Below are 12,743 nucleotides of genomic sequence, written 5' to 3' on the forward strand. Positions count from 1 at the left end.
ATGTGGCATGACGGTCTGACGCGATTGCTGCCGCACTGACCGAAACAACGATTGCGGGATTGACGGCGAGCACCCTGCCCCGCAACACGGCGCGAAACGCAGATAAGAGGTTTCGTTGAGCGCAAAAGACCCGTCCCGAATTCCGGTTATCATTGGCGTTGGCCAGATCAATGACCGGGCCGATGATCCGCGCGAAGGACTCGATCCGGTCGAACTGATGGCGGAGGCCCTGCGCCGCGCCGATCAGGACGCGGGCGGCGATTGGCTGTCGCAGGTGGAATCACTCGCCGTGGTTGATCAGATCGCGTTCCGGCATCTCAATCCCGTGGTTGGCGCGGTCGCGGAGGCGTTGAAGATTTCGCCAGGGCATACCTACCAAACCCCGCTGCCGATGGGTGACAGCCCGATAATGCTGCTCAATGAAGCCGCGAACCGGATTGGAGCTGGTGCGGTGAAAGTGGCAGCGGTTGTTGGTGCGGAAGCATTGCGCACAGCAGCGAAACTCGCCGCGCTGGCAAAAGGCGGCAGTCCCTCCGACCACAACAAAATGCGCGCCCGTAAGAAGAAGACCGCAGCAAGCTATCCGGCACAATACGGGCTTGTAGCACCGGTCGATATCTATCCACTTTATGAAAACGCAACGCGCGCTGCTTGGGAGCAGTCGCTCGGCGAGGGGCAAGCTGAAAGCGGCGTCATCTGGTCGCTTTTCTCCAAAGTCGCGGCGGAGCATGATGGCGCGTGGATACGCGAGGAGAAATCGGCTGAGGAGGTTTGCACACCCTCAGCCACGAACCGGCCGATAGCCTTTCCCTACACCAAGTTTATGGTCGCCAATTCCTCGGTCAATCAGGGCGCTGGATTTATCGTGACCAGTCTCGCCATGGCGCGCGAGCGCGGCGTGCCGGAGGATCAGATCATCTATGTCGGTCACGGTGCAGCAGCGCATGAGCACGACGATATCTTGCAACGCGACCGCTATGATTACTCCGCCGGAATGGAAGTCTCGCTGACCGAAACGTTGCGGCTCAACCAGATGACGCTCGACGATATCCATCACGCAGAGCTTTATTCCTGTTTCCCCTGCGTCCCCAAAATGGCACGGCGAGTAATTGGCTGGCCAGAGGATCGCGAGGCCACGGTCTTCGGCGGGCTTACCTTCGGCGGCGGCCCCATCGGCAATTATATGAGCCATGCTGTCGTTGCCATGGTCCAGAAGCTACGCGGCGACCACGAGTCCGGTGGCGCCAACGGGTTGCTGTTTGCGAATGGCGGCTATGCCACGCATAATCACAGCATCGTGGTTTCGAGCAGGCCACTGGAGGCCGCGAGCTTCCCCCAAATGTTCGACTATCAAGATGCAGCCGATGCTAAGCGTGACCCCACGCCTATGCTGGATGAACAGTACGAAGGTGCCGGCACAATCGAAAGCTACACCGTGTTCTATAATCGCGATGGTTCGCCGCGCGATGGTGTGGTGGTCGCGCGAAATCCCGCTGGAGCGCGCTTCCTCGCCAAGGTTGCGGGCAACAACCATGCCATGATCGCGTTTCTAACCGATGGGTCGAGCGAGCCCGTTGGCACCGAGGGCACTGGCGAGCGCGGCGACGACGGACTGCTCTATTGGCGGTCGGCCTGACATGATCGAGAGCATCGACCGTTTGCTGCAAGCCGCGATGCAGCGTGCCGGTGTGGCCGGCGAGGTAACTGACTGCACCCGCCTCACCGGGGGCGCGACCATGGAAAGCTGGCACTTCTGGTGCGGCGGTGGTGACTTTATCTTACGACGAGCACCTAGCATTGAGTTCATGCGAGATCGCCCGTTCGGTCACGACACTGAGGCCGCGATAATCCGCGCCGCGAATGCCGCAGGTGTAACTGCGCCTGAAGTGATCGCTGAGCTGGAACCAAAAGACGGCCTCGGTAGCGGCTTTATCATGCGAGCCCTCCCTGGAACGCCTGACCCGCGCGCGATATTGGCGATGGAAGAGCCGCGCCAGCTGCTCCAAGAAGCCGCGCGCGATCTTGCGATCATTCATGGGCTTTCGAAAGACGCTCTGCCCCAGCAAATTCCCGAACGCAGCTATTCCGAAATGATCGAAGAACTGGTCGCACAGTTTGAGGAAGCTGGCGGTGATCGACCGATCATCGCGCTTGGTTTGAAATGGCTACGCGACAACCTGCCGGAACCGGCTAAGTCCGTACTCAACCATGGCGATTTCCGGCTCGGTAATTTGCTAGCTGAAGACTCGCACATCACTGGCGTGCTTGATTGGGAGCTAGCGCATTACAGCGATTTCCACGAGGATCTCGCTTTTGGCTGCATGCCCGTATGGCGCTTCAGCCGGTATGATCGGCCTGCTTTGGGGCTGGGAAGTCTGGAAGACTATTTCACCGAATATGAAGCCAAAAGCGGTCGAACTGTCGACCCGCAGCGCTTTCGCTTCTGGATGATCTACCGGACCGTGTGGTGGGCACTCGGCTGTCTACGCATGGCGAAAATCTGGCGTAGCGGCGAAGACCGGATGCTAGAACGTGTCGTTATCTCGCGGCGCACCAGCGAGCAGGAACTCGATCTGCTGATGCTGCTGGAGGAGGATGCGCCGGAGGAGGAACGCCAGAGGTCGCTGGAATACCATCCCGATTATGGCCCCGAAAAGGGCGAGGCGGACATTGCCGAATTGGCCGTTGCGGTTTCCGAGTGGCTTACGACTATGAAGGAACAATTCGCTGGACACGATCGATTCCAACTAGCCGTCGCACTTAACGCACTTGGCATCGTCGAGCGTGACCGGCGATGCTTAAACGCTTCGTTTTTCACCAACACGCTTTCCGAGGGAATTCTTTCGGGAAAACAGACATTGGCAACGGATGGTCTGCTCGCGAGACTGCGTGAAGATATTCTCGATAAGCTCGGTATCGACTCCCCCAAATATCCCGCCCTCGCCGTTGCGCGAAAGAAATGGACCGGAGAGGACTAACCCATGATGTTCGAACTGCCCGCTGAGATCACCGACTATCTCGCTGAACTCGATGCCTTTATCGAGGCCGAGATCAAGCCGATCGAGCAGCGCGACGACAATATCCGCTTCTTCGATCACAGGCGTGAAAATAGCCGTACCGATTGGGACAATGACGGCCTACCGACCGAGGAGTGGGAGGAGCTTCTCAGCGAAATGCGGCGCGTGGCCGATGCTGCGGGGCATTACCGGTTCGCCCTCCCCAAAGAATTTGGTGGTCAGGATGGTAGCAATCTTGCCATGGCCGCGATCCGGCATCATCTCGCACACAAAGGCCTTGGTCTGCATAATGATCTGCAGAATGAAAACAGCATCGTCGGTAATCTGGTCCAGCCATTACTCGTGCGCGATTTTGGCACCGAAGTACAGAAGCGCGATTTCATTCCTGCGATGCTCGATGGCACAATACGATGGAGCTTTGGCCTGACCGAGGAAGCGCATGGCAGCGACGCAACATGGATGGAAACGCGCGCCGTTGCTGAAACCCGCGATGGCGTGGATGGCTGGCTGATCAATGGCGAGAAAATGTGGACCACCGGCAGCCATGTCGCGACACATTGTATGGTCTTCGCCCGCCATTCGGGTGCGGATGGCAGTCCCAAAGGCATCGGCTGTTTCATCGTGCCCTATGGCGCCAAAGGCTTCGAGATTGGCGAGTATCTGTGGACTTTCAACATGCCCACCGATCATCCGAAGATCAGCTTCAAGGACGTGTGGATTCCGGCTGACTCGATTCTCGGCGATCTCGATTATGGCCTCGCTTGCGCGCAGGGTTTCGTCCATGAAAACCGTATCCGGCAGGCGGCCTCTTCACTCGGCGCGGCCCAATATTGCATTGATGAAGCCGTGAAATATGCAGGCAAGCGCAAACCCTTTGGCAAACCGCTCTCAGTCAATCAGGCGATCCAGTTCCCGCTGGTCGAGTTGCAAACCGATGCAGAAATGCTGCGGCTGTTGATCTGGAAAACGGCGGCAGAAATGGATTCAATGCCCAAGCCCGATGTCGCGAAGTATCTCTCTGACAAAGTCTCTATGTGCAATTACAAAGCCAACCGCCTGGTATGCGACGCAGCGGACACCGCGATGCAGGTTCATGGCGGGATCGGCTATTCACGGCACAAGCCCTTCGAGCATATTTACCGTCACCACCGCCGCTACCGGATCACCGAAGGCTCGGAAGAAATACAAATGCGCAAGGTTGCAGGCCATCTGTTCGGCTTTATGGGGCCCAATAAGCGGACATAGATTCCTACCATTTTTCACCAATCGGCCTATATGGCTGGCATGACACAAACCGACGCAATTTCTGATCCTGCAGACGGACCGATCTGCGTTGCGGCATTGTATCAGTTTACGCCGTTCGAGGACCGCGAGGCTATCCGCATTCCGCTCGCCACATTGTGCGAGGAGCAGGGTGTGCGCGGCACTATTCTGGTAGCACATGAGGGGCTGAACGGCACCATCGCCGGTTCGGAAGAAGCCATCGGTGCCGTGCTCGACCATATCCGCTCGATTCCCGGCTGCGCCAATATCGAAGTCAAATTCTCGGGCGCACCCAAGATGCCATTTCTGCGGATGAAAGTGCGGATCAAGAAAGAGATCGTCACCATGGGGCAACCCGATCTCGATCCGGTCGGCAATGTCGGGACCTATGTCGCACCACAGGACTGGAACGATCTGATCAATGATCCCGCCACTATCGTGATCGATACGCGCAATGATTATGAAGTTGGCATCGGCACTTTCAGAGGCGCGATCGATCCCGAAACCACCAGCTTCCGCGAATTTCCCGAATGGTTCCGTGCCAAGCGCGCCGAGTTCAAAGCGGAGGGCAAGCAACCCAAGATCGCCATGTTCTGCACCGGCGGCATCCGATGCGAGAAATCGACCGCCTTCCTCAAAAGCGAGGGGATGGCGGATGTCTATCACCTAAAAGGCGGCATCCTGAAATATCTCGAAACCGTTCCAGAAGAGGAAAGCCTGTGGGAAGGCGAATGCTTTGTCTTCGATGAACGGGTAAGCGTAAAGCACGGGCTCGAAGTTGGAACGCACACATTATGCCGCGCGTGCCGCAATCCGATGGGACCGGACGATTTGAAATCGGAACTGTTCGAAGACGGCATCAGCTGCCCCAATTGCTACCACACCAAGACAGAAGAGCAGCGCGCCCGCTATGCCGAGCGACAGAAGCAGGCAGAACTCGCAAAGCAACGCGGCGAGGCGCATATTGGCGATGATGCGCAGGAGAACGCAAGTGCCTGAAGTGGCAGACGCTCCGATCCTCTACAGCTTCCGCCGCTGCCCCTATGCAATGCGCGCGCGGATGGCGCTCGCGATCAGCGAAACCGAAGTCGAACATCGCGAGGTTGTCCTGCGCGAGAAGCCTGAGGCAATGTTGGAAGCCTCGCCCAAAGGCACCGTGCCGGTAGTGGTGTTGGAGGACGGTACGGTGATTGAAGAAAGCGTGGATGTGATGCGCTGGTCGTTGGGTAAAAACGATCCGGAGGATTGGCTGTCTGGCGATGACCGCGATTTGATCGCGATGATCGACGGGCCGTTCAAGCACCATCTCGACCGCTACAAATATTCGACCCGGCATGACACCGATCCCGAAGAGCATCGGCACGGCGCCTATGCCATTTTGGAGCAATTGGAGGCGCGCCTAGGCGGCCAAAAACATCTGTGCGGCGATGCGCGTAGCATGGCCGATATCGCGACCTTCCCATTCATCCGCCAATTCGCAAATACTGATCGCGAATGGTTCGATGCGCAGCCTCTGCCGAATCTACAGCGTTGGCTCGCCGAACACCTCGAAAGCCCCCTGTTCAAACAGATCATGGTCAAGCATGACCAATGGAAAGAAAGCGCATGACTGACCCAGCCACTCTCGCAGCCCCGAAATCGCGTGCGCTTTATAAGGGCGGGCCTGACTTATCGCCCGTCGCATGGGGCATGTGGCGATTTACCGACGACAATGGCAGCAGCCCGCAAGAGCGGATCGAAGCTGCGCTGGATGCAGGCATCACCTTGTTCGATACGGCGGCAATTTATGGCTTCGACGGGTCCGACGGTTTCGGCGGTGCGGAAACGTTGCTTGGCACAGTATTCGGCGAGGCACCGAATCTACGCGACAAAATCGTGCTGGCGACCAAAGGCGGGATCGAGCCTGGCGTGCCATATGATTCCTCGACCGACTATTTGAACACGTCGTTGACTGCTTCGATGCAGCGCTTGGGTGTTGATCATGTCGAGCTGTTTCAGGTCCACCGGCCCGATGTGCTGACCCATCCCGAAGAGCTCGCCGACACGTTGCAGAACATGGTCGAGAGCGGAAAGGTCGGTGCAGTTGGCGTCTCAAACTTCACCCAAGCGCAAATTAGCGCCTTGCAGCATTATCTCGATATTCCGCTGGCAACGACCCAGCCCGAATTCTCGCCACTGAACCTTAGTCCGCTGCAGAATGGCGAATTCGATCAGGCGATGCAGAATAATATGGCGATACTTGCCTGGTCACCGCTGGGCGGCGGGCGGATTGCCAATGCCGAAAGCACGCGCGAACGTTCAGTGGCTTTGAGACTCGACAGCGCGGCCAAGGAATTTGGCGTGTCGCGCGCGGTTGCGGCATTCTCTTGGATTGCCGCGCACCCCGCGCGGCCCATTCCTATCATTGGCAGCCAGACCCCAGCGCGCATCGCCGAGGCGGCCGACATCGCCAAGGTGGGCTGGACACGGCAAGGCTGGTATGAGGTATTGCAGGCAGCCATGGGCGAAAAGCTACCTTGACGCCTGCCAGCAAAGGCTCTCAATTGCTGCCCTAGTCTGAGTGAGGGGCAATGATGGACCGCGACGAACGTGTTGCCATAGTACAAGCCATATTTGGCTGTGAGCCAATCGAGGCTGCGCGGCTTACCGACAATTTGCGTTTCGCCACTGCCGAACCCGCCACCACAATCGCATTCCAAGGCGATGAAAGCCGCGATTGCCAACTTGTTGTAGCCGGGGCGGTTGGCCTGCACGCTCTAGGCAGCGAGGGTCAATATACCCAAGTCGCAACTGTAGAGATGGGCGAGATATTCGGCGCATTTCCGGATGCCGGCACCCATGCCGTAGAGGCCGTGGCCCAAGAAGCGGTAGAGCTTCTGATAATCGGAACCGCGCAGCTGCGCGAACTGGCGCGCAACCATGCGTCGATCGCAACAGGATTGGCAGCGCTGTATGCAGGGCAATTGTCCAACGTACTAGGACGGCTGGTCGCCAGAGTCACGCTGACAGCCGATGGACGCGTCTATAGCGAGCTATTCGATCTGGTAGATGATGACGGTATCATTGCCCCGATACCGGTCGTCTCTGCGCTAGCGATCCGTGCACAAACGGCACGAGAGACCGCGTCAAAAGCCATAACAAAGCTCGAAAAGCGAGGGGTATTGGAACGCGCCAAAGATCATTGGAAGATCATATCGCCACGAATGCTGGAAGATATGACTATTTGAAAAATCAGATCAGTGCGAAAATTGGCGTTCGCCCGCCCGTCCAACGCATCTCTCCCGCACTCTCGACGCGCATATCCGTGCCATCTCCGAGCAAGCCAAAACTGGCGGCGTGGGTTGCAAGGCATTGATCCGCTTCGGCGCAATCGAGCATCGCTGATAAGCGGTCAATGACTTTAGGCGGGAGTTCATCCGTTCTATCAGTCACTATCCAATCAACCACGCAAGTCCCGCCCTGCTTGCGAGTATTATCCCATGCGTCAGTAAGACTGTCGAAACTCTGCAAACCGTCCTTCGTGACGAAAATAGCGCACGACTGAGTACCGGTTGTGGCTTGCCGGGAAACAGGTTGCCTCCGGCGCCTGGCCTTGAGTAACGCGACGCCGGAAACTTCTGCTTCGGTCAGAGTGTCAGTCTGGCCGACGATCCGCAATCGCTTCGCCGTCGTGCGCAATTGGGTTGCTCGATGGATAGCGAGGCCGAGTGCCACCTGGTCACCCCGCTCTACCGCCGCAGCATCCGGTGCCGGTGCGTAGTCCAAACATTCGGCGGTTTCCGCCTGCTCCATCATGACCTCGAAGCGCGCTTCCCAAGCCGGATCGATCGCACTCACCGAAATCTGCCGGAAGGTCGCGCGGTCGCATGGGAGAACAACATGCAGCTCAGCTCCGCGCCTTAGCAATGCCTCGGCAATCCAGATATCCGATCCTGCGGCGAGCGCTCCGTAGCCGAAGCCGACATTCTCGCGCTCCAGCCAATCGTCGATCTGCTTTTCAACCGCGGCATCCGATTGCTCGACATTCATGATGCCCGAAAAGCGTACGGCCGATGGTGGCCGCAATTGATCGAGCCATTCGGCATCGCAATCGAGTTCGCGGCACAACAGTTCGAACTGACCAATCGTCGCAGCGTGATCCTCCCATGCCGCAGGCTGCTTGGTCACGGCCTTACGCAGCGCTGCACGAGCCTCGGGCTCCTGCCCCAGCAACAACAGCGCTTCTGCCCGCGTCGCGCCGAGCCAATAGGGTGTCTCCGCCTCATCAGGATTGGCATCAAGTGCCGTGAGCACATCGCGCGCCAACTTCTCCGACTGCGCTTTCTGCCCGGCAAGCAGCGACAATGAAGCCGCATTGATCAGCGGATAACTGCCATTGTCGAGCGCCCCCGCTTTGGCATAAATCGCAGCGGACTCAGCAAACAACCGCGCCCGCTCTGCGCCATCAGCCCGCTTCGCCCGATCCTTCACCAACCGCGCCTGCAACGTCAGCGCACGCTGGTCGGTGTCGGAGTCAAGCAAGCTATGCTGCTCCATCAACGACCATGCCCGCTCCAGAGAACCGGAACGGGCAAGGCGTAGGATTCGTAGGCTAAGTGAAGTCATTTAGCCTCCGCCATTCCCGCCCGGAAAACGAACGTCGGGGTCAATTATGATGGGAATGTAGGAATCGCTTTTGCTGTGACCGGAGCCGATTACGTCAATATGCAGATTCAGCCGCGCGAGAATATCTGGCTCTCCTTGTTGAGGCATTGTCACACGAGATTTATTGCACGCTACAATTACCGCATTGGCATTGGACATTAGCCCAGACGTCACTCTGAACTCTGGTTCATTTTGCCAGACCTTACCATCCTCGCTGATCCTCTGGACATGAGTAAAGAGTTTATCGTAGCCATGCGCTCCCTCAGACAGAGCGTTGTGATCAATGGAGAATCGGAGGTTAGACTTAGGGTCAAGCCTATACATAATAAAGCAGTCTTCATTAGGGTTGAACGACATGTCGGTTGACGCCCTAGTTGGATTCCTCGGATTCAGTTTTTTTGTTTCCATGGTGGAGAAACGGTCCTTATCAGGCTGTCCTGATTGAATATCTTGGATGGCTTTCGGCAAAGTATTCTGTGATCCTTCATATGTTCGCCGGTAGATACCAATCTTGTGGTTTTTACCGCCCACACCTTCTTCGCCTAATGCAATTCGAAGCTTCTTACCCGAAAAGCTGATGTCTAGATCAAATACGCAAATTATGTCATGATCAGGCTGATCCAGCCCAGCGTTTTCAATAGCCTTAATTTCTATCGTGGACTTTTCATCAAACTTCAGATCGTCTGACTCATATATCTTGATCTCATCAGTCATTAGTTTTCCCTTCCATTGCTTTCGAAATTTGCTCGATCTCAAGCATCCTGGCTCGCCACCGGCTGTTGCTTTGGTCTGCTTCAACGAGTTCGACAATTTTATCACGTGCAAGATTGAGGCGCTGGCTGGCAGCGACCAGTTTCCCAGCAGATAGATCGGTTTTTGCAGCGGCAGTTTGCAGCGTCAGCCACACTTCTTGATAGTCGCGATTATCGGGATCAGCCTCCAATAACTCATCGGTAATCTGTAGCGCCCGATAATACATTTCTGGAGAGTCATCGGCGTCTTCGTCCAACTCAAGCGCCCGACTGTACCAGCTTAGCCGATTGACCAAATCCAGCTTACTTGGCTTATCTCGGTTAGTTTGCCAAACACCTTGCATGTAGTCCAAAGACCGAGCGCAGAAATCCACCGCCCTTCCGCTGAGGGCATCAGCGTCCTCAAGCGCGAGTGTGCAAAGGTTGCCCTGTGCAAACCCCATCTCGCGTAAGCCATTATAATCGTTAGAACCTAAGTCTCGTAACTTCGTCGCCAGTCGATCATATTCGATCCAGTATTTGGCGGTCGCCTCATAATTCTTCTGCAGATAGGCATCATATCCGAGCCAAAATTGGCTTTGTGCATGGGTGTACACGCGAGCCGGGTCGTCTGGACTATCTTCAAGGAGTTGCTGGGTAACGCCATTAGCTTGTTCGAATAGCGCGCCAGCAGCCTCGAAATCGACGCCTTCGCCTACCGCAGTAATCGTCTTGTCTTCACCAAGCGCATGGAGAATGCGCGCCCACCGCAACGCGCTGTCGACCGGAAGATCCGAAGTGTCGCCTTGATCTTCGTAAAACCTGATCGCGCGCTTATTGACCGACTCCATAACGTCCAACCGGCCGACGCCGCGCAAATCCGTACGCAAATCGGTCATCATAAATTCGATAACGTCCTCCGCGCCCTCACGCTGCGTCTGTGCCTCATTGCGGGCCTGAAGTGCGAATGTTGTCATTAGAGCCATCACTACCATTGCAGCGACAGCGGCGGCCGTGATCGCGGTCACGCGGCGGACGCGGCGTTGGGCGTCGCGGTTGATCAGGGCGTCCAGCGGGACGCCGGCGATGCCAGCGACTATCTTGAGGAAGCCAAGACGCGGACCGTCACCTTCTCTGCGTAAATCCGCGGCGAGCGGCTCTCGGCCCTGCTTTAGCGGCTCGGGAAAAGCTTCTTCCGGTTCGCCGCGCAGGATCGCTGCCAGTACGGGGCGACCCGGATGCAGCTCGCGAAACAGCTCAATCTCGCGCGCGACCCACGGCGATTTCTGGGCATCGGGGGAACAGAGGACAATCAAAGCCTCTGAAACTGACAGTGCCTTCTTGACGCTTTCGGACAGATCTTCTGCAGCCGGCAGATCCTCCCGGTCGCGAAAGATCGGCCCGATGCGTTCCCCAGTCGGCCTTTCGTTAATGGTGGAGCCTTCAAGCTCGCGCAAATATTTTGGTAGGCGGTACGTCTCTAACTTCCGGTGCAGCTTTCGTGCAGCCGCCTTGTCGGCATGGCTGTAGCTCACGAACGCCTTGAACCGGCTTTCTAAAGTGTGATCCGTCGCATCGCTGTCAGCCAAAGCGTCCCCCTGCCTTTGCCCAAATCAAAGACTAGCAGGGAACTTGGATTTTACTAGCAGACAGAATGCCAGCACTTCTCCAAGTGGCCGTGAGAAGTGCCGGCATTCGATTCTTATGGCGCAACGGCACTCAAACAGAACCGACGAGTGGCCAATGCTATTTGGCCATTTGCGATCACGCTGGCTTACGCGCGAACAACCCGAAGCATGCGATCACTGCATAGCAGATAATCGGGATAATCATTGCTGCCGCGAGGTTACCTCCGGTCGCATCTGCGACCACACCATAGAACAGCGGAACAATCGCACCGCCACAAATCGCAACGTTGATAATGCCCGAGCCGTCTGCCGCACGCGGCCCAAGCTTCTCGCATGCGAGCGAGAAGATCGTTGGGAACATGATCGAGTTCATTAAGCCAACCGCGAGCAGCGAATAAGCCGCCAGGTTACCGGACGTTGATATCGAGAGGATGATCAACAAGATTGCTCCTGCAGCATTGAATGCAAGAATCTTGCCCGGGCTGAAAATGCGCAAGAAATACGAGCCGATGAAACGCCCGAGCATAGCGCCGCCCCAATACAGGCCAATCATCCAACCAATGACGCTTTCCGGCTGACCCAGCACGCGCGCTTCCGAAAGATAGTTGATGATGACAGAACCGATTGCGACTTCGCCGCCGACATACAGAAAGATGCAAAGTGCGCCGAAACCGAAGCGGCTGCGCTTGAGCAGATCAAAACCCGCGAGTCCTTCCGAGGCCTCGTGTTTTTCGCCTTTCAAACGGTTGCGGAACATCCACACGACCAAGGCGACGATACCGATCATTACGGCAAGGCCAAGATAGCCCTGCCAGATCGCTTCGCTTCCGGCCTGACGATATTGCTGCAGTTCTATGCCAGAGAGCTGGTCGGCGGTGACGGTAGCAAGGCTACCGAGGATGATCGCAGCACCAACAATCGGGAAGATTGTTGTCCCCAGAGAGTTAAACGCCTGCGCAAAAGTCAGGCGGCTATGCGTGGTTTTCACCGGACCGAGCAGACTGATAAGTGGATTTGCGACTACCTGTACGATCACCACGCCACTTGCGAGGACAAACAGCGCAAAGAGAAACACTCCATATGTCGCGGTCTGGCTCGCCGGGATAAACAGCAGACAGCCAACCATCATAGTCACAAGACCAGCGACGGCGCCGCGCATATAGCCCAGTTTCTTTACCAGCTTCGCACCCGGAATTCCGATTATCGCATAAGCAGCGAAGAAGCAGAATTGCACCAGCATCGCTTCAGTCCAGCTGAGTGTGAAGAGTTCTTTCAGCTTAGGAATAATTACATCATTCAGCGATGTGATACCGCCAAAGATAAAGAACAGCCCGAAGACAAAGTAGTTGAGGCCTGGAGCATCAATGCTTTGTCCGTCACCCTCAATCGGATTTGGATCGGTGCTCGTCCCTACATCAGGTGCCAATGCCATCAGATTATCCCTCTACTTGCCGGACGAT

General features: G+C 56.6%; 11 protein-coding genes. 7 read left to right on the forward strand and 4 right to left on the reverse strand.

Going from position 1 to position 12,743, the window contains the following annotated elements; translation table 11 throughout:
• Window positions 1-115: 115 nt before the first annotated feature.
• The 7 genes from GRI35_RS00145 to GRI35_RS00175 are packed head-to-tail and all read left to right on the forward strand — an operon-like array spanning window position 116 to window position 7,507.
• Window positions 116-1,636 (forward strand): acetyl-CoA acetyltransferase, encoded by a 1,521-nt coding sequence (locus GRI35_RS00145; protein ID WP_160612149.1) that lies wholly within the window; start codon window positions 116-118, stop codon window positions 1,634-1,636.
• 1 nt (window position 1,637) lies between these two features.
• The gene (locus GRI35_RS00150) at window positions 1,638-2,978 is read left to right on the forward strand and encodes a phosphotransferase (RefSeq protein ID WP_160612150.1); all 1,341 of its coding nucleotides are present in this window, start codon (window positions 1,638-1,640) and stop codon (window positions 2,976-2,978) included.
• 3 nt (window positions 2,979-2,981) lie between these two features.
• Entirely contained in the window at window positions 2,982-4,262 is a 1,281-nt protein-coding gene (locus tag GRI35_RS00155; protein WP_160612151.1) for an acyl-CoA dehydrogenase family protein, read from the forward strand.
• 30 nt (window positions 4,263-4,292) lie between these two features.
• Window positions 4,293-5,279, forward strand: a complete 987-nt coding sequence (gene trhO / locus GRI35_RS00160; protein WP_235900077.1) for an oxygen-dependent tRNA uridine(34) hydroxylase TrhO — start codon at window positions 4,293-4,295, stop codon at window positions 5,277-5,279.
• Window position 5,280: 1 nt separating this feature from the next.
• Window positions 5,281-5,889, forward strand: coding sequence for a glutathione S-transferase (locus tag GRI35_RS00165; RefSeq protein ID WP_160614656.1), 609 nt, complete (start codon window positions 5,281-5,283; stop codon window positions 5,887-5,889).
• Window positions 5,886-6,800 carry an aldo/keto reductase gene (locus GRI35_RS00170; RefSeq protein WP_407985034.1) on the forward strand — a complete coding sequence of 305 codons (915 nt, stop codon included), beginning with the start codon at window positions 5,886-5,888 and terminating at the stop codon, window positions 6,798-6,800. Before GRI35_RS00165 ends, GRI35_RS00170 begins: the two co-directional genes overlap by 4 nt.
• A gap of 50 nt (window positions 6,801-6,850) precedes the next feature.
• Window positions 6,851-7,507 carry a Crp/Fnr family transcriptional regulator gene (locus GRI35_RS00175; protein ID WP_160612152.1) on the forward strand — a complete coding sequence of 219 codons (657 nt, stop codon included), beginning with the start codon at window positions 6,851-6,853 and terminating at the stop codon, window positions 7,505-7,507.
• A 4-nt stretch (window positions 7,508-7,511) separates the two neighbouring features.
• On the opposite strand, the gene GRI35_RS00180 is transcribed toward GRI35_RS00175, so the two are convergent.
• The 4 genes from GRI35_RS00180 to GRI35_RS00195 all read right to left on the reverse strand — a co-directional run bounded on the left by GRI35_RS00180 (window position 7,512) and on the right by GRI35_RS00195 (window position 12,715).
• Window positions 7,512-8,885, reverse strand: a complete 1,374-nt coding sequence (locus GRI35_RS00180) for a tetratricopeptide repeat-containing protein (RefSeq protein ID WP_160612153.1) — start codon at window positions 8,883-8,885, stop codon at window positions 7,512-7,514.
• A complete protein-coding gene (locus tag GRI35_RS00185) occupies window positions 8,886-9,638 on the reverse strand; it encodes a hypothetical protein (RefSeq protein ID WP_160612154.1) in 753 nt (250 codons plus the stop codon).
• Window positions 9,631-11,244, reverse strand: coding sequence for a toll/interleukin-1 receptor domain-containing protein (locus GRI35_RS00190; RefSeq protein WP_160612155.1), 1,614 nt, complete (start codon window positions 11,242-11,244; stop codon window positions 9,631-9,633). The genes GRI35_RS00185 and GRI35_RS00190 overlap by 8 nt, the downstream gene beginning before the upstream one ends.
• 175 nt (window positions 11,245-11,419) lie before the next feature.
• On the reverse strand, window positions 11,420-12,715 hold the full coding sequence (locus GRI35_RS00195) for a sugar MFS transporter (RefSeq protein WP_160612156.1): 1,296 nt from the start codon (window positions 12,713-12,715) through the stop codon (window positions 11,420-11,422).
• Between the last annotated feature and the right edge of the window lie 28 nt (window positions 12,716-12,743).

The organism is Pontixanthobacter aestiaquae (assembly GCF_009827455.1).
In the GTDB taxonomy this organism is placed as follows: domain Bacteria; phylum Pseudomonadota; class Alphaproteobacteria; order Sphingomonadales; family Sphingomonadaceae; genus Pontixanthobacter; species Pontixanthobacter aestiaquae.